General features: G+C 49.7%; 15 protein-coding genes and 1 riboswitch. Of the genes, 1 reads left to right on the top strand and 14 read right to left on the bottom strand.

Annotated features, from left to right (window positions below; all coding sequences use genetic code 11):
* Positions 1-48: 48 nt before the first annotated feature.
* The 5 genes from JZI27_RS14735 to ftsE form a co-directional block, all read right to left on the bottom strand.
* Positions 49-1,317, bottom strand: a complete 1,269-nt coding sequence (locus tag JZI27_RS14735; protein WP_481752814.1) for a PDZ domain-containing protein — start codon at positions 1,315-1,317, stop codon at positions 49-51.
* A 99-nt stretch (positions 1,318-1,416) separates the two neighbouring features.
* A complete protein-coding gene (locus JZI27_RS14730; protein ID WP_280208011.1) occupies positions 1,417-2,883 on the bottom strand; it encodes a S41 family peptidase in 1,467 nt (488 codons plus the stop codon).
* A 92-nt stretch (positions 2,884-2,975) separates the two neighbouring features.
* Positions 2,976-4,178, bottom strand: a complete 1,203-nt coding sequence (locus JZI27_RS14725) for a murein hydrolase activator EnvC family protein (RefSeq protein ID WP_280207991.1) — start codon at positions 4,176-4,178, stop codon at positions 2,976-2,978.
* Positions 4,179-4,201: 23 nt separating this feature from the next.
* Entirely contained in the window at positions 4,202-5,098 is an 897-nt protein-coding gene (ftsX, locus tag JZI27_RS14720) for a permease-like cell division protein FtsX (protein WP_251243931.1), read from the bottom strand.
* Complete coding sequence (gene ftsE / locus JZI27_RS14715) at positions 5,088-5,774, bottom strand: cell division ATP-binding protein FtsE (RefSeq protein ID WP_122907093.1); 687 nt, start codon at positions 5,772-5,774, stop codon at positions 5,088-5,090. Before ftsE ends, ftsX begins: the two co-directional genes overlap by 11 nt.
* 382 nt (positions 5,775-6,156) lie before the next feature.
* Between ftsE and JZI27_RS14710 the strand changes: the two genes are divergently transcribed.
* Positions 6,157-7,314, top strand: a complete 1,158-nt coding sequence (locus JZI27_RS14710) for an iron-containing alcohol dehydrogenase (RefSeq protein ID WP_280207988.1) — start codon at positions 6,157-6,159, stop codon at positions 7,312-7,314.
* A gap of 100 nt (positions 7,315-7,414) precedes the next feature.
* Here the strand turns inward: JZI27_RS14710 and argH are convergent, their stop codons facing one another.
* The 9 genes from argH to JZI27_RS14665 form a co-directional block, all read right to left on the bottom strand.
* Positions 7,415-8,860, bottom strand: coding sequence for an argininosuccinate lyase (gene argH / locus JZI27_RS14705; protein WP_251243929.1), 1,446 nt, complete (start codon positions 8,858-8,860; stop codon positions 7,415-7,417).
* Entirely contained in the window at positions 8,857-10,116 is a 1,260-nt protein-coding gene (locus tag JZI27_RS14700; protein WP_122907096.1) for an argininosuccinate synthase, read from the bottom strand. Before JZI27_RS14700 ends, argH begins: the two co-directional genes overlap by 4 nt.
* A 183-nt stretch (positions 10,117-10,299) precedes the next feature.
* Positions 10,300-10,731, bottom strand: coding sequence for a DUF4760 domain-containing protein (locus JZI27_RS14695; protein ID WP_280207986.1), 432 nt, complete (start codon positions 10,729-10,731; stop codon positions 10,300-10,302).
* Positions 10,732-10,813: 82 nt separating this feature from the next.
* Positions 10,814-11,002, bottom strand: coding sequence for a hypothetical protein (locus tag JZI27_RS14690; RefSeq protein ID WP_057134217.1), 189 nt, complete (start codon positions 11,000-11,002; stop codon positions 10,814-10,816).
* A 138-nt stretch (positions 11,003-11,140) separates the two neighbouring features.
* Positions 11,141-11,857, bottom strand: a complete 717-nt coding sequence (locus tag JZI27_RS25055) for an HD-GYP domain-containing protein (RefSeq protein WP_481752813.1) — start codon at positions 11,855-11,857, stop codon at positions 11,141-11,143.
* Between the two features lie 604 nt (positions 11,858-12,461).
* Positions 12,462-13,013: a DUF5317 domain-containing protein gene (locus tag JZI27_RS14680; RefSeq protein WP_251243927.1), complete on the bottom strand. Its 552-nt coding sequence runs from the start codon at positions 13,011-13,013 to the stop codon at positions 12,462-12,464.
* Between the two features lie 255 nt (positions 13,014-13,268).
* Positions 13,269-13,352, bottom strand: a riboswitch (cyclic di-GMP riboswitch).
* A 91-nt stretch (positions 13,353-13,443) separates the two neighbouring features.
* Positions 13,444-14,415, bottom strand: coding sequence for an ornithine carbamoyltransferase (gene argF / locus JZI27_RS14675; RefSeq protein WP_280207985.1), 972 nt, complete (start codon positions 14,413-14,415; stop codon positions 13,444-13,446).
* Entirely contained in the window at positions 14,360-17,602 is a 3,243-nt protein-coding gene (carB, locus tag JZI27_RS14670) for a carbamoyl-phosphate synthase (glutamine-hydrolyzing) large subunit (protein ID WP_280207984.1), read from the bottom strand. Before carB ends, argF begins: the two co-directional genes overlap by 56 nt.
* Positions 17,595-18,701: a carbamoyl phosphate synthase small subunit gene (locus JZI27_RS14665; protein WP_122907102.1), complete on the bottom strand. Its 1,107-nt coding sequence runs from the start codon at positions 18,699-18,701 to the stop codon at positions 17,595-17,597. Before JZI27_RS14665 ends, carB begins: the two co-directional genes overlap by 8 nt.
* Positions 18,702-18,804: the final 103 nt, after the last annotated feature.

The raw sequence follows: 18,804 nt of genomic DNA, 5'->3' as shown, positions 1-18,804 counted from the left end.
AGGGGAGAGTTTTTCGCCTAGACTGTGCGTAAACTCTCCCCTGCTTGCTCAAGCTCCAATATTTAGTTTTTCCAGCTTCTGCTTGATCAGCTGGATCACACTGGAACGTCTCAAATCAACGTAGACATTCGTTTTTGCGTCAGGCACGACGATGATTCCCAGCTGATGATGATTCCCAGCATACACGGCGCATTGTACAAACTTGACCTCCCCTTCATACGTGAGCACTTCCATTTTGCAAAAAGCGGAATTAGCTTGAAGGGCAGGATAGAGATCTTCTTTGTTTCGGACATGAATTCCGTTTACTTTTACAATAATCTCACCAGGCAGTATTCCGATTTCTTCTGCTCGTGTCCCCGGGATGACGGCCATCACCTTGATGCCTCGCGAAGATTGAATAAAAAACGGTGATCGCTGTGTCTCGTGGTACTGGCTCCAGAAAAACAAAGCCTCGTGACCGAAAATCGCAAAACATGCAGCGAGCACGATCAACGGAGTCAGCCAAACCGAAAGCGCTGACAACGCTAACAGGATCACAGCGTACAGAGCGAGATGCTTCGATATTTGCTGCGCTTTTTTGAATGGTGTAGTGGTCTGTGTCATGTCGGAAAAGCCGGTTACAGACGGCAAAAGCATGAGCCCGAAGGAAGCCGCTTCCGGCCAGAAAAACGGCCATCCGGGATACAACGCGCCGTTGATCGCGCCTTGCTCCATCTGGACAAACAAGAACAGTGGAGTCAGCCAGAAGGAATGGAGCAGGTACGATCCGACGATGCGGCCCCTTTTCCCCTCTACAAAAAGCGGTGAAGCATCTCTCCCCCCATTCCAGCGTACGAGCATAGCCTCGATGAGATGCATGATCGCCACGAGCGCCAAAAGCGGGATCGGTTTGGCCTGTCCAAACATTACCCACACGTCACCGATCACAGGAATGGCAGCAGGACCTGGAAACACGCTGGCTATGCCATGAAAAAGCGCCAATAATCCAGCCGCGTAGGCAAAGCACAGAAAGCGCAAGCGAATCAGTGCCAGTATCAATGCCAATCCCCATAACAGGTACAAGTCCTGCGCCTGGATGACGACACCCAGACCAGCTGCCAGCAAGGAAATCAGCACACCGCCTGCCAGCCCCATCCCTGCAGAACGAATCGTCTGCAAAACAGGGGTCTGGATACGAGCTGCGAACAGCTGTCTTTCAAAATGCATCTGTCGCCGATAGTGCAAGTAAATGACGAACAAAAACAAATAAAAGACTGGATTCAGAAATAGAAGGGGAATTCCATATAGAATTGAGAGCATGTCTCCTTGAATCGTCAAATGCCTCACCTCGATGGTAAAAGAAAAACCACGACATGTAATTTGCCGTGGTTACCACTTCTACGAGAGCAAGGAAATTCCCTTCCTTACACGTACGGTTTATTTTGTCGATACTACATCGAGTGCTTTTTGCAATTGCAGATCGTTCTCTGGCTTGCGCATGGTCTCACGCAGAGAATCCTCCAATGCAGCACGTGTAGCAGCATCTACTTTTCCTGACACAGTCAATTTTTTCGATGTCTGGAACTGCTTGATCATTTGCTCTGTCTTTTGATCAAAATAGCCGTCATCTCTACCTGGCGACAGATTTAATCCAGTCAGGATCAATTGCAGGTTCTTCACATCATTGCCCGTCATATCACGGGCAAGGTCTTTGTCCGCAGGCAGCTGAGTAGCGTTGAAATAAGCGGGCTGCTTCACTTCGAAATCAGGCACGATGCCTTTTTCATGGACCCAGTCGCCATTCGGAGTCAGCCATTTCGCGATAGTCAGCTTCAACTGGCTCTTGTCTTCCATTTCCATCGTGCTTTGCACGGTTCCTTTTCCGAAGCTCTTCTCGCCTACCAGCTTGTAGTTGCCGCTGTCACGCATCGCTCCTGCGAGGATTTCCGAAGCACTGGCGCTTCCACCGTTGATCAGCACTGTGATCGGATACGGTTTGGCCGCTTCCGTTTTCGAGCGGTACTCTTCACGCTGTTTTCCGCCATTGCCATACTCGATCTGCACAATCATGCCGTTATTCGGCACGAGCATTTCCCCGATTTCCTTCACTGCCAACAGATAGCCGCCCGGGTTGCCGCGAACGTCGATGACAAGTCCGCCAATTCCCTTTTTCTCCAGCTCTGCCAGCTGATCTTTGAAATGCTTGGTGGTCTCTGTCGAGAATTGTGTCAGAGCGATCACGCCTACCTTGACGCCGTTTTTCTCCATGATCTGGCTGTTGACCGTTTCGATTGGAATATCGTCCCGCACACAGACGATCGTAAGCGGTTCAGCTACACCTTGACGAACGATTTGCAGAACTGCTTTTGTTCCTTTCGGGCCGCGGATTTTGGTCACAGCCTGGTGCAAGTCCAGGCCTTCCAGCGACTCGCCGTTGACACTGATGATCTGGTCATTCGGTTTCAAACCCGCTTTTTCAGCAGGAGATCCCTTAAACGGAGATACGATTGTGACGCGACCATTCTGCATGGTTACCTCGGTTCCAATTCCTTGGAACGTCGAGTGCAAAGTGGAGGTAAAATCGGCTGCCGTCTTTGGATCCATGTAATCACTGTACGGGTCCTGCAGCGAACCGACCATGCCACCAATCGCGCCTTCAACCAACTGTTCCGTGGTGACATTTTCGATATACTCTTTCTTAATTGCAGAAAAAGCTTCGTAAAGCTTCTGGAACTCTTCCGGATATCCTTGGGTACCTGGGGCAGAAAGCTTATTCGTTGAAGCCGTGAGTGCCGCATTCGAGGTTGCGCTGACTGAAGGCCGGAGCAGCGTCATTGTAAAGATGCTACTAGCTACCATCGAAACGAGTACAAGCCCTAGTACGGTACGTCCTTTCCATCTCACTTTCACGTCACCATCCTTTTTGCTACCGGCGAAAAGATTCCTGTTAGTCTATGCGTTTTCAGGTAGCAATATTTGTGTGGATCGGACCGGAACTACTTTAAGTAAGGCAGTGGATTAACAGCTACGTCATTTTTGTAGACGGTAAAGTGCAGGTGATTCCCAGTCGAACGACCCGTTGAGCCTACCTCGGCAATTTTTTGCCCTACATTCACTCTTTGTCCGACCGATACTTTGATTCCGCCCTCGCGAATGTGGGCGTACAAGGTTGTAATTTCATCGCTGTGCTTGATCATGACCGTATTCCCAAAGCCGTTGTAGTACCCGGCGTAAGTCACGATACCAGAGGCTGCCGCCATAATGGTGGTCCCTTTTGGCGCCGCCATGTCTAAACCATTATGCCCAGCTGATTTTCCGGTAAACGGGTCTTTTCGAACTCCGAAGCCGGAAGAAAAGCGGAACGCTCCATCCGCGATCGGAAGGGCCAACCTGCCGCCTTTGTATCCGCTGCTGCTGGCGCTCATGGCCCGCACTTGCTCCGCGTACTTGGCAGATTCCTGCTTCGTAAATTGGACAAGCAATTCTCCGGCCTCCGCCAGATCTGCTTCCATTTTCTTCTCTTGCTTGTTCAGCTCAGCCACAATCACCTGGCTTTTCTTGAACTGGCTGTCTAAGTCAGCCTTCAATGCTTCAGCTTCGTCATACATCCCGGCATACACGGTGAGCTGATGGTCAATTTCTTTCTTTTTCGTTTCAATTGTCGCTTTGTCGCGCAGGTTGTCTTCAAGAATACGCGTATCCTGCGCCAAAATCAACTGAAGGCCCTCCATCCGCGTGAGGAAATCGCCAAAGTCAGAGGAACCCAAGAGCACGTCCAGATACGATACTGTACCTCGCTCGTACATGGATTTGACACGAGTCTTCAGCAAGGTTTCGCGTTTTGCCACGCGATCCTTCGCTTCATCCAGCTCGTCCTGTGCTTGGGCTGCTTTCAGCGTCGTCTCTTCCATTTGCTTTTCGAGCTTGTCCAATTTTGACTGCGCTTCATTGCGTCGCAGGTCAATTTGCATGAGCTCTGTGTTCAAATTCTTGATTTGTTTCTGAACCTGAGCAATACTTTGCTCCGTTTGCTTCATTTGCTTTCTCTGGTCTTCTTTCTTTTTGCGAATCTCTGCAAGCTCCCGATTGATTTTATCCAGGGACTGTTTGCTCGCGGCATGGCTGACTTCAACTGGGATGTTTGCAGTTCCGACCAGCAAACCTGCTATCAAGAGGGATAGTAGGATCTTCTTTTTCATGATTCTCCTCCCACAAACTCATTTTACACCCGCAAGAAGCGGCGGACAGACACCAAACTTCCCCAAATGCCGATAAAGGCACCAATCGCTACGAGCGCAAGTGCAACCTGGTTGACCAGTGGGAAGAGTGGTAACAGTTTGAACAGTTGTGAAGCTTCAAAACTCGAATGAATAGCATCCAGCAGGTAATAGTACCCTACTGACAGCATGATGGTCGGAATCAACGCTCCGACTATGCCCATGAGCAGACCCTCTACGAAGAATGGCCAGCGAATAAACCAGTTCGTTGCCCCTACCAGCTTCATAATCTCGATCTCCCGGCGTCGGGCGACAATCGTCAGCTTGATCGTATTGGCAATCAGGAACATCGCTGTGAAGCCAAGTCCAATAATGAAGGCAATCCCTACATTACGCACAGCCCCGGTAACTGCGAAGAGCTTTTCCACCGTACCTTCGCCATAGGTCAGGTTTTTCACATACTCCAGCTTCTTGATCTGAGCGGCCACGGCAGCCGTATCCTGTGGCTGAGCAGTCTTGACCACGAAAGCGTCCGGAAGCGGGTTATCCTTCTCCAAGCCTTCGAAAAGATATGCCTTGTCTCCCAAGCTTTCCTTAAACTGCTTTAATCCTTCATCCTTGGGGATAAACTGGACAGTACTCACCTTGGGGATCGCTTTGATATTTTCTTCTACCTGCTGTACGTTTGCCTCGGTAGCCAGGACGTCCATGAAGACGCGAATCTCTACCTGTTTTTCTACCGATTGTGCAAAGTAGTTGACGTTCATCGCCAGGATGAGAAATACGCCAAGAATTAATAGAGTAATGGCTACGGCACTAATAGAAGCGAACGACATCCAGCCGTTCCGGCCGAGGTTTTTTACCCCTTCACGGACATGGCGTCCCAGCGTTCTAATCTTCATAACCGTATTCCCCTCTCTGCTCGTCACGGGCGATCGTACCCGCTTCAATCGCGACAACCCGCTTTCTCATGGTGTTGACAATCTCCCGGTTATGCGTCGCCATTACGACAGTTGTGCCTCGCTGGTTGATCTCATCAAACAGCTTCATGATTTCCCAGGAGGTATCCGGGTCGAGGTTTCCCGTAGGCTCATCGGCAATGATGATGCCAGGGCTGTTGACCAACGCCCTTGCCAGCGCCACACGCTGCTGCTCCCCACCGGAAAGCTCGCTCGGAAGCATTTTCGCTTTATGCTTCAGCTTGACTAGGCCCAGCACATCCATCACGCGTGGTTTGATCTGCTTGGGATTGGCTTCGATGACTTCCATCGCAAATGCGACATTTTCGAACACCGTCAGCGTCGGCAGCAGCTTGAAATCCTGGAAGACGACACCGATGCTGCGCCGTACCAAAGGAATCTGACGCTCCTTGATCCGGCTGACATTGAAGCCTCCGAGGAAAATCTGTCCCTTGGTCGGCTTTTCTTCACGATACATCAATTTGATAAACGTGGATTTACCCGCACCGCTGGGCCCCACTACATACACAAATTCGCCCTTTTCAATCCGAATATTGACGCCCTTGAGCGCATTTGTGCCATTCGGATACGTTTTCCATACATCGAACATCTCGATCAAGTCCATCACATCCTACGTTGTCTGATCGTTCTTAGCCTTTGTCTGCAAAATCGACAAAAGAACACATCCATTTCTCATCTGCTGTTGCCGTTTGTTGGAAAACAGCGAGAAACTTCATCCTACCTATTATAACACCGTGTTTCACGGATGGTATCCTCTAAATCTCTCATTTCTTGTCGAAAAGGCTACGCTTCACTGACATTCCGACATGTTTTTTGTATAGTACGTCCTCACTTCTCGAAGTCGAAGACGCTTTCATTCATTGCTAGAAAAGGTATAACAGCTGCGATAAGTATGCTGTGAACACACCGTACGCTGGTCTGCGAACCACACACCCGTTACAATAGTAAAGAAGCTAACCTTTAGAAGGAGGTACGTTCAGATGAACAACTTTGTTTACCGCAACCCTACAGAACTGATCTTTGGGCGGGGGCAACTGTCCGTTCTCGAAGCGAAGGCAAAACAACTGGGCTCCACGGTCCTGCTCGTATATGGAGGAGGAAGCATCAAGCGCTCCGGACTGTACGACAAAGTTGTCTCCCAGCTGCAGGCTGCAGAGTGTCGGGTGATCGAGCTGTCTGGGGTAGAACCCAATCCACGGCTCAACACCGTGAAGAAGGGAATTGAACTGTGCCGTCAGGAAGGGGTAGAGTGGATCCTTGCTGTCGGAGGAGGCAGCGTGATCGATGCCGCCAAAGCTGTGGCTGTCGGAGTGCCGTATGAAGGAGATGTATGGGACTTTTATACTCGTAAAGCAGTCGCAGAGAGTGCATTGCCACTAGGTACTGTACTCACGCTGGCAGCAACCGGCTCAGAAATGAATCGGGGCAGCGTCATTACCAACTGGGAAACGCAGGAGAAATTCGGGGGGACGTGTACATTTCCGACGTTTTCGATCCTGGATCCTGAAAATACCTTCACCGTACCGCGTGATCAAACCATCTACGGTATTTGCGATATTATGTCTCACGTGTTTGAGCAGTATTTCAGTCACACCACTGAAATTCCATTGCAAACACGGTTTGCTGAATCCATTATGAAAACGGTCATCGAGAATGCTGAACGAGTTCTGGAGAACCCGGAGGATTACGATGCCCGCGCCAATATCCTGTATTGCGGAACCATGGCTTTGAACGGTACACTGCCTGTCGGCGTTGATACGGATTGGGCTACGCATTCCATCGAGCATGCCGTAAGTGCTGTTTACGACATTCCGCACGGTGGCGGGCTGGCGATCATCTTCCCGCAATGGATGCGTTATGTATACCGCGAAAATATTGCTCGCTTTGTCCGTTTTGCCGTCGAAGTGTGGAAGGTTGATCCTGCAGGCAAGACGGATGATGAAGTGGCTTTGGCAGGTATTGAAGCGACAGCAGCTTTCTTTGCCCGAATCGGTGCCCCTACTCGTCTGGCCGACTACAAGATTGGCGATGACCAACTCGAGGTTATGGCGCAAAAAGCGACTCCATTCGGTCCGATTGGACGCTTCAAACCATTGGGCAGCGAGGATGTAGCGGAGATTTTACGCATGTCCTTGTAATAAACCTGCGAAAACGCCTCTCTCCCATGTGGAGACAGGCGTTTTTATTCTCTAACCAAAAATACCGGACAGGCCTCATGCCCATCCGGTACTGGTATCCTTACGCTGGCGAGCCAACATCGATCAAGGATTCAATCATGACCTTTTGACTATTTTTATCTACCCAAGCATGCGTGTCGACGAGCAGCTTGCGGTATACCTTAATTTGTTCTTCCACCTGATTGCGAGCTGTGCCACCCAGCACGTTGCGCGCATTCACTACTGTCTCTATAGCCAGTGCCTCGTACACATCCTCGCCAATCACACCAGAGAAGCTCTGGAATTCTGCCAAGGACATGTCCAGCAAGTATTTCTTGTTCTCGATGCAGTACAGAACCGTTTTCCCTACCACTTCATGCGCTTCCCGGAACGGCATGTTTTTACGCACCAGATAATCCGCCAGATCCGTCGCGTTGGAGAAGTCTTGCGTAACGGCTTGGCGCATGCGCTCTTCTCTAACCTGCATGGTCTTGATCATCGGAGTCAACAGCGCCAACGCCCCATGAAGTGTCGCGACTGTGTCGAACATGCCTTCCTTGTCTTCTTGCATATCCTTGTTGTACGCAAGCGGCAGGCCTTTCAACACGGTCAGCAAGCCCACGAGATTGCCGTACACCCGTCCTGTTTTCCCGCGCACCAGCTCTGCCACATCCGGATTTTTCTTCTGCGGCATAATGCTGGAGCCTGTGCAGAACTCATCATCGAGCTCAATGAAGGAAAACTCCTGGCTGCTCCATATCACCAGTTCCTCACACAAACGCGAGAGGTGCGTCATGATCAGAGAGGAATCGGCTAAAAATTCAACGATAAAATCCCTGTCGCTTACCGCATCCATGCTGTTTTGATAAACGCCATCAAACTGCAGCAGCTCTGCAACAAAGGTACGATCGATCGGGAATGTAGTCCCAGCCAACGCACCAGCGCCAAGCGGCAAAACGTTGACCCGTTTCCAGGTCTCGGTCATGCGCTCGATGTCGCGTTGCAGCATGGACACGTACGCCATCAGATGATAGCCGAACAATACTGGCTGTGCACGTTGAAGGTGCGTATAGCCAGGCATTACCGTATCGAGATGCTGATTTGCTTTTTCGATCAGCGCTTCCTGCAAATACATCGCCAGCTGGATGATTTCCATGAGCTTTTCTCTGAGGTACAGGTGCATATCCGTCGCTACCTGATCGTTACGGCTGCGGCCCGTGTGGAGCTTGCCCCCCACCGGACCGATTTCTTCGATCAGCATTTTCTCAATATTCATATGGACATCTTCGTGTGCGACAAGAAATTGTGCCTGCCCCCGCTCGATTTTTTCCTTCACCTTTTTCAAGCCCGCAATAATCTGTCTAACTTCCTCCATTGGCAGGATGCCGCACTTGCCCAGCATGGCTACATGTGCCAGGCTCCCGACGATATCCTGTCGCCACATCTGCTGGTCAAAAGAGATGGAAGCTGTATACTCTTCTACGAGCTGATTCGTCGGCTTCGTGAAGCGTCCTCCCCACAGTTTCATTGCTTGATCGCATCCTTTTCGTCCAAGATCTTGATGGCTGTATTTACATTCTCATGCAGAACGCCTTCATTGACTTGTGCGTATACCTGGGTTGGCAGACCCCACAGCTTGATGAAGCCCAATGCTGCTTTGTGGTCAAACTGGTCACCCGCATTGTAGGTAGCCAGCTCGTGGCTGTAGAGCGAAGACGCCGATTTGCGTCCTACCACGATCGCATGGCCTTTGTGCAGCTTCACGCGCACCACGCCGGTCACGTGTTTTTGTGTTTCCTCGATGAATGCTTGAACCGCATTGCGGATCGGAGAGTACCAGAGTCCCTCGTAGATCACCTGCGACATTTTTTGTTCGATAATCGGTTTGAATTGCGCTACCTCGCGAGGCTGAGTCAGGAATTCCAGCTCACGGTGCGCCAGAATCAAGGTAGTCGCTGCTGGTGTTTCGTATACCTCACGCGATTTGATACCGACCAAACGGTTTTCTACGTGGTCAATACGTCCAACACCGTGGTTACCTGCGATCTTGTTCAGCTTCAGGATCAGTTCAGACAGTGCCAGTTCTTCGCCATTCAGCGCAGTTGGCACGCCTTTTACGAACGTGATTTCGATTTCTTCTGCTTGATCCGGTGCATCTGCAATGGATTTGGTCAGATCGTATGCACCCTCTGGTGGAGCTGCCCAAGGATCTTCCAGAACGCCGCACTCGCAGCTTCTGCCCCACAGGTTTTGGTCAATGCTGTATGGATTGTCCAGATCGATCGGGATCGGGATATTGTTCTTTTTCGCATATTCGATCTCTTCGTCACGCGTCCAGCCCCATTCACGAACCGGCGCCACGATTTTGATGTTCGGGTTCAACGCTGTGAAGGAAACGTCAAAGCGAACCTGGTCATTTCCTTTTCCGGTGCAACCGTGAGCAACGGCTACTGCGCCTTCTTTTTCAGCGATTTCAACCAGAACGCGGGAAATCAGGTAACGGGACAGTGCCGATACCAGTGGATACTTGCCTTCATACATCGCGTTTGCCTGCAAGGCTGGCAGAACGAATTCCTGCGCGAATGCTTCCTTCGCATCCACTACAATCGATTTCAGTGCGCCAACTTGCAGCGCCTTTTTCTGTACAAAATCAAGGTCTTTTCCTTCTCCTACATCCAGAGCAACCGCAATAACATCATAGTTGTAGGTTTCTTGCAGCCATTTGATTGCTACTGATGTATCTAAACCGCCCGAATAGGCCAAAACAATTTTTTCTTTAGACATCGCTCTTCTCTCCCTATACACGAAAGATTTTCTTATGTGAGTAATTATACAAACTCATTTATAAAAATACAACCACTTTTATTGAACTCCTTCTCCATTTTCACAGGTAAAATTACGTAGAGGTTCCATGCAGACAAAACCGGATAAGATATTCATCTCATCCGGCCATTTTTCTTACCCCTCTTATTTGATTGCATAAGATACTTTAGGAATGTATGCTTCACCCTTCTTTTTGCCAATCCACTGCAGCTCAGCGACCGCCAGCAATTCGAAGTTCTCAGCGACGTGGATATCTCCCTGCGAGCGCCAATCTGAAATAATCGGGTACATCTTATCGTAAAAACCATTTATGAACCACATGTCAAATAATAGATCCGGATGTATAAGTCCGTTTTTATACAGCACACCGACCATCTCGAAAAATCCGTACAACGTGACAAAGTGCGAAAATCCTTCACTGCCACGCGGGAACTGCTCCCAGAAGGCCGATGGGTCGATTGCTTCATGCAGTCCCAACTCTTTGGTAAACCATCTTTTCGCTGTCCGCAGACGCTCTGATTCAAACTGATCGTACAACTTTAGAATCATTTCTCCATCCTGATAGGTAGGAATCATGGACTTTTCACCTCTTGAAAAATATGGAAGCACATGTCCAGTATCTCTTTTTTTCACTCTTCTGGCAAGAAGCTGCTCGCAATCAAGAAGTCATCGAATGTTTTTCCAAATATTCAATCCTGCTTACGATCATTTGCACCTTTTGATAGATTTCCATGCGACTTTGCCAATTCAATGCCGCTGAGGTTACGGTATCCTTGATCTCTTCTTTCATCTTATTCAGTGCTGTGATGTCCGTCATAGACAATATCTCTGTTTCAAACATGCTCATTCTATACACCTCATTTGAAATGACATTTTGCCCAAACTTTACACAGGCTCACCTAATAGACGTATGAAAGGTGAAGGATAGTTGCATAAAACAGAAATATTTTCCTTATGAGTAAAAAAACCGCAAAGGGACGATTCCTTATCGGAACACATCCTGTAGCGGTTTTTGCGATCTGTCGTTTTGTCTGATGATTGTTTCCAGCTCCTCGCGTGGAAGCTTGTTGATGACATGTATGAAATAGCTGGCTAGCTCTTCATCGAATTGTGTTCCCGCTCCCCGGCGTATTTCCTGCAACGCTTCTTCTACTGGCAAGCCTTTGCGGTAAGGACGATCAGCCACCATCGCATCAAAAGCATCGGATATCGCCAGAATGCGCGCAATCAGTGGAATTTCATTACCGACCAAACCATCCGGGTAGCCTTTGCCGTCGATGCGTTCATGATGGGAGCGGATCGCGGGCAGCAATTCATGGAACATCCCAGCCTGTTTAATGATCTCGTATCCGATCACCGTGTGCTGTTTGATTTTATCGTATTCCTCCGGTGTTAGCTTTCCCTTTTTGTTCAGAATTTCGTCTTCGATCCCGATCTTCCCGATGTCATGCAGAATACCGCCAAAGTAAACCTCTTCTACCTTCTCGGGAGACATGCCGATCTGTTTGGCAATTTCTCTGCCCCAGTGAGCTACTCGTTGAGAGTGGCCACTCGTATAATGGTCGCGGGCGTCGATGGAAGCTGCCATGGTTGTCAGGAATTTATGGTTGAAGTTCTTGACTTCCTCCACCTTTTGCTGGAGTTTTTGAACACTCGCATAGTAATGGTGAAACACATAACTAATGGTAAAAAAAGCAATCATCATGGGTACTAAAGTAAGAAGACCGTAAGATTCAACTAGACGTGATCCTACTCCTGCCAAGATTAGTAACAGTAAATAAGTTGAAGTAAAACCCCTAGCCATCATCTTAACGGTCCGTAACCAGCCCATTTTTTGAAAGTAGGAGATACCCAATCCACATAACATGAGATTGACGAACCAGTAAACGACTGTAAGCATTAAGTCCGAGATAAGAGGCGACAAAAAACCTAAACTCTTAAGCCAATCGTTTAGAAAGGCAACTGTCCAAATGGTCATCAGCAACTGACCAATGTTGATAATCGCTTTTAGCGGATTAAATCGAGTAAGCGTTGCAATTATTAATGCCTCGATAACGGCAGTCCAAACCCCAACCCAAACACCATAAAGAAGAATTCCTGAAAATATTACTGCGTTGTTCACTGTCATAATCGTACTTGCGTTTCTTACTGGGGTAAAACATGAAAAGATGGTGAGGAGAGTATAAATAAATAATACTCCCCAATGTTCCCTTGGCTCCCATTGAGACAAAGATGAATAAAAAATACTTATTGCAGCGAGGACGAAGCCTACTTGAACTACGATGCCCTTTATTATGTATCCAATGTCATTTTTTTGTCGCATAGCTTTTACCTTCTCTGAGTTGTAGTAGGGAGATTGGTTTGTTCATAAGGCGTTGCACGAGTAAAAACGCCCCTAACATGATGAAAATATCCCCAATACTGATAACTCGAGGTATGATAGATGGCATGTAAATCACATCCGTCAGGAATGGAAGATTGGAGCTTTCTGTCAAAACACTATGCTTGAAATTGGTCCCGTTTACCACAGGCTCAAAATCATAGGGCAATTTCCGTGCCTGCTCCGGATCAATAGGCATTTTTCCACCATTCGACCAAATTGCAATCGCATTTAGTAACCATCCGACCAGGAAAATTCGCATATCTTCGAATTCTCGGTTAAATACTAGAAAGGCAAGAATAAACACATACGCTATAGAAATAAAAACGCCACCGATTAAAGGAAAAAATACCGCACATGCCTGCAAAGCAATTGTGATAACCAAGAGATAAATTTTTTGGAACTTAGGAAGCTCTTTTATTCTCCCTCCTCGTATAAGAGCAACGAGAAATGAAAAACAAATGATGTCCAATAACATGTAATTTTCCTCCAGGTTTAAGAAAAAACACCACTTGAAGCAAGCGGTGTTTCTTCATTACGGTAATTAGCCAATGTGGTAGTTTGCTGATGTAGCTGCTACGATAGCAACCACCATCATAATTGCTGCGAACCATTTTTTCATTTTCGTTCCCCCTCCTTCTTACATAGTGGAGAAAGCTGGTTTCGCTACTTGTGCGAGATAGAAGCCAAGCGACCATATAAAGCTTCTACCCCTCTTTCCTTTCTCACATGGAAAGAGAAAGGGCGGATTCGCTACTCGCTCCATACGGACCAAGCGACCAAATACAGTCCGTATTTCTTTGCGCTTTCTTACCTATATTTTACACGTTAGTGACAAAATTCGGCAATGATAGTTTTATATTCTATGTGATTATCATCAAATTGATTCTATAGCACTAGATCGATCATCACACAAGAGCTGCTAGAATGGCCTTTTGGGCATGAAGACGGTTCTCTGCCTGATCGAAAATGAAAGAACGAGGGCCATCTATGACGCCTGCTGTCACTTCCTCGCCGCGATGAGCTGGCAAGCAGTGCAGGAAGAGATAGTCTGAATCGGCATGAGCCACCAGTTGTTCATTCACCTGATACTGGGCAAAAGCCTTCATCCGTACCTCATTCTCTTCCTCAAAGCCCATGCTGGTCCATACATCGGTATACACCGCATCTGCCCCCGCTACTGCCTCTGTCACATCATGCGTCAGCAACAGCTTGCCGCCGCTTTCCAGCGCATATTGCTGCGCTTTTTGCACGATGGAGCTCTCCATTTCATAGCCGGCAGGTGTAGCTACCCGCACATCCAAACCAAGCAGAACGGCAGCCAGCACGAGCGAATTGGCTACGTTGTTGCCATCGCCGACGTAGGCCAGCTTGACGCCTTTCAGCTTCCCTTTGTGCTCCCAGATCGTCAGCATGTCGGCAAGTGCCTGGCAAGGGTGGTACAAGTCCGTCAGACCGTTGATGATCGGGATGGACGCGTGCTGGGCAAGCTCCTCCACGTACGAGTGGGAGAAGGTGCGAATCATCACCGCGTCTACATAGCGGGAGAGCACCTGAGCCGTATCACTGATCGGCTCTCCCCGTCCCAGCTGCAGCTCTTTTCCGCTGAGGAACATTCCCATGCCGCCGAGCTGATACATGCCCACTTCAAAGGAGACACGCGTACGCGTAGACGCCTTGTCAAAAATCATCCCCAGCGTTTTCCCTTGCAAAGGCTGGAAAGGCTGTCCGTGCTTTTGGAGCTGCTTGATATGAGCGGCCAGTTGAAGCAGCTCCATCAGCTCAGTTCCGTTAAACTCGTCAATGCGCAGCAGGTCTTTTCCTTTATGCTTGCTGAGCGGCAAGTTTGGTAAGTGTTCCAATATCTTCACTGGCTGCATGAGAGCCACCTCTTTTCTTCAGAATCGATTTCACGTATAGCTCAAAGGTTTCCACTGCCGAGAACAACGGTACGCCTTGCTGTACCAAGCGACTGCGCAGAGCGAATCCGTTGCGCCCCTGGCGATTTCCCTTCGTCGCGGTAACCAGAGCAAAAGCCGCTTTCTCCTGTTGCAACAAGGAAATCAGTTGGTCGTCCTGTTCCACTACGCTGTCAACATCGACACCCTGCGCGGACAGCCACTCCGCTGTTCCTGGCGTCGTCGCCAGCTTGGCTCCATCTTCTTTCATTTGGGCAATGCTTGTGACCAGCTCCGCCTTTTTGTCACCGTCTGTCAACGAGAGCAGCACCAAGCCTCCAGCTTGCCAATCTCCGTACATGTTGTCCTTGAAAGCAAATGCTTTTCCTGCCGCCTCAGCAAACGTTCGTCCCAAGCCAAGCACTTCACCTGTAGACTTCATCTCTGGACCTAATGCCGGGTCGACGCCATTCAGCTTGACAGTCGAGAAAACAGGAGCCTTGACGACTGCAAACGGGATATCAGGCAAGAGCCCTGTTCCGACATTCATCGCTGACAGCTTCTCGCCGAGTTGTGCACGCACGGCCAGCTGGACCATCGGAATTCCGGTCACTTTGCTTGTGATCGGAACCGTACGTGAAGCACGGGGGTTGACTTCCAGCACGTACACGGTGTCTCCATCGATGACAAACTGGATATTGATCAAACCGATTGCACCCATTTCACGGGCAATCGCATCAGTATAGCTCGCAATTTTTTGTTTCACTTCATCTGAAAGCTCTGGCGCAGGGAAGAGGGCTACGCTATCCCCGGAGTGAATGCCGGCTTTTTCAACATGCTGAAAAATACCTGGAATAAGGACGTTCTCTCCATCACATACAGCATCTACTTCTGCTTCTCGCCCCGGAACGTACTTGTCAACCAGCAACGGGAAGAAGGTGCTGCTGTCCGGATGGTTCAACCAATCGTTGATCGTCGCTGACAGCTCTGACACGTCATGGACGACAGCCATCCCCTGTCCGCCGATCACATACGATGGACGCATCAATACCGGATAGCCGATCTCTTCAGCGATTGCCGCCGCATCCTCTTGAGAAGAGACTCCCTTTCCTGGAATGTGCGGAATGTTCAGCTTGCGCAGCATGTCGTAGAACAGTTCACGGTCCTCTGCTCGAGCGATCGCGTCCAGCGATGTGCCCAGCACCTTCAGCCCTGCTTTTTCCAGCTTGGCTGCCAGGTTGATGGCGGTTTGTCCACCGAACTGAACCATGACGCCTTCTACCTGCTCGTGCTCTGCGATGTGCAGAACATCCTCCACGTGAAGAGGCTCGAAGTATAGGTGGTCTGCCGTTTCGTAGTCCGTACTGACTGTCTCCGGGTTGTTGTTGACGACTACAGCTGCAATCCCGCTCTCCTGCAAAGACTTGGCTGCGTGAACGGAGCAATAGTCGAATTCAATTCCCTGACCGATACGGATCGGACCAGAGCCCAGCACCAGTACTTTGCGGCCAGCCAGGTTCTCGACTTCGTCCACACCTTGCCAGTCGGAGTAATAGTAAGGGGTTTGCGCGTCAAATTCAGCCGCGCAGGTGTCTACAATTTTATACGTTGGCGCGATGCCTGCTTGCTTGCGCTCCGCTTTTACTTGTTCAGCTGTAGAGCCGATCAGGGAAGCGATCGTCTCGTCGGCAAAGCCGCGTTTCTTCGCTGTCATCAAAAGGTCTGCAGGCAATTCACTGCCAGCATGGGACCCCAGCTCCACTTCCAGATCCACAATCTTGCGAATGCTGCGCAGGAAGAATGGATCGACGCCAGTCAAGCTGTGCAGCTCCTCTTCGGTAAAGCCCTTGCGGATCGCTTCTGCCAAAACAAACAGACGAATGTCGGTTGCTTCCTGCAAAGCCGTACTCAATTGCTCATGCGTCCAGGATTCCAGCTCTGGTCTGGAGATGTGCGTGCAGCCCTGCTCCAGCGAGCGAACCGCTTTGAGCAGTCCTGCTTCCAGATTGCGAGCGATCGACATCACTTCTCCCGTCGCCTTCATCTGGGTTCCCAGCTTGCGATCTGCCAGCGGGAACTTGTCAAACGGGAAGCGTGGAATTTTCACTACGATATAGTCGAGAGCCGGCTCAAAGCTGGCGTACGTATAGCCCGTGATCGGATTGAGAACCTCATCCAGTCCGTAGCCCAAAGCGAGCTTGGCTGCGATCCGGGCGATCGGATAGCCCGTAGCTTTGGAAGCGAGCGCGCTGGAACGGCTCACCCTTGGATTTACTTCAATCAGTACATACTGATCAGACAAAGGATCGAGGGCAAACTGAATGTTGCATCCACCTACAACGCCCAAGGAGCGGATCACTTTGGTGGAAACACTGCGCAGCATTTGATACTGCCGATCCGTCAAAGTCTGGGAAGGTGCGACAACGATACTGTCTCCCGTATGAATCCCTACAGGATCGAGATTTTCCATGTTGCACACGATAATGCAGGTGTCGTTGGCATCACGCATCACTTCATACTCGATTTCTTTCCAGCCTTTGACGCTTCGCTCGATCAACACCTGGCCGATCGGGCTTGCTGCGATCCCGCCTGCTGCTACCTTGCGCAAGGTCGGTTCATCTGCAGCGATCCCTCCGCCTGCTCCCCCCAATGTATAGGCGGGACGCACAATGACGGGATATCCAATCGAATTGGCAAAGGCAATCGCTTCCTCTACCGACTCCACGGTGTCGCTCTCCGGTACAGGCTCACCGATTTGCTGCATCAGCTGTTTGAACAATTCACGGTCTTCCCCGTTTTGAATGGCTGCCAGCGGAGTTCCCAGCAGCTCGACGTTGTACTTTTGCAAAACACCTGCTTCAGACAGGGCAACAGCCAGATTCAGACCAGTCTGGCCACCCAATGTGGGCAAAAGGCCATCTGGTCTTTCCTTGGCGATGATCGCCGTGACAGATTCCAGCGTCAGCGGCTCCAGGTATACTTTGTCAGCTACCTGTTCATCTGTCATGATCGTAGCCGGGTTGTTATTGACCAGGACGACCTCCACGCCTGCTTCTTTCAAGGACAGGCAAGCCTGTGCGCCTGCATAGTCAAATTCTGCTGCCTGACCAATGACAATCGGACCAGAACCAATAACCAATACTTTATGAATGTGTGGCAATTTAGGCATATCTGTTCGCTCCTACTACGCGCATCGACTGCAAGAATTGGTGGAAAATGTGAGAAGTATCGCTAGGTCCGGGATGTGCTTCCGGATGGAACTGTACACTGAAAACGGGCATGCTCTGATGACAGAGTCCTTCGACCGAGCCGTCATTGACGTTACGATAGGAGACCGTCAGCTGTCGTTTGTCCAGCGACTCCTCCTTCACCACGTACCCGTGATTTTGCGATGTCATGTAAACCTTGCCTGTCATAAGCTCCTTGACAGGGTGATTGCCGCCGCGATGACCGTACGCCAGCTTTTCTGTCTTTCCGCCAAACATCAGGGCCAACACTTGATGCCCCAGGCAAATGCCAAGCGTCGGAATCTGTTCCACGAGTTTGCGCCATTCGCTGCAATACGCGAGGAGATGCTCAGGGTCACCAGGGCCGTTGGAAAAGAGCAGACCATCTGGCTGCAGTTCTTTGATCTGGGAGATCGGCGTGTCAAAAGGCACGACGGTTACTTTGCACTCCATTTTGAGCAAGGCGTGGAGAATCGAGGTTTTCATCCCCAAATCCACGAGTACCACATGCTCGCCGTTACCTGTGTAGCGTAGGATCTGCTGTGTGGAAACATCAGCGACCAGCGATTTCTTCGCATGCTTGGATCGCAGGGAAACGACTTCCTCCGCGGACAAAATACGGTCGGAAATCACGCCGAATACCGGTCCATTTTGCCGTACGCGCTTGGTAATCGTCCTCGTATCGATTCCGGCGAGAATCGGAAATCCGTATTGATCCGCAATCTCCGCCAGTGTTTTTCTGGACTGATAGTGGCTGGGCTCATTGCACAGCTCACTGATGATCATTCCTGTGAGAGCAGGCTTAGCTGCCTCGAAATCCTGATCGTTAATGCCGTAATTGCCGATCAGAGGATAAGTAAAGGTGACGATCTGCCCTGCAAAGGAAGGGTCGCTCATCACTTCCTGATACCCTGTCATTCCTGTATGAAAAACCACTTCACCAAATCCGCTAATCAAGGCTCCGTATAACGTTCCTGTAAAAACCTCGCCACTCTCCAGCGTGAGGTATCCTGTTCCATGTCCAGTGTTCTCTCTATTCATCTATGAAAGCCACTCCTCTCCAAAGGGCACTCGCTAACCTGAATATATGCAACCATGTGTATTAATATACATTTCATTTAATAAAAATGCAACGAGTTTTTTG

It is taken from the genome of Brevibacillus sp. AY1 (assembly GCF_029870785.1).
Taxonomy (GTDB): Bacteria; Bacillota; Bacilli; order Brevibacillales; family Brevibacillaceae; genus Brevibacillus; species Brevibacillus invocatus.
This window is presented reverse-complemented; position numbering and strand designations above follow the sequence as displayed.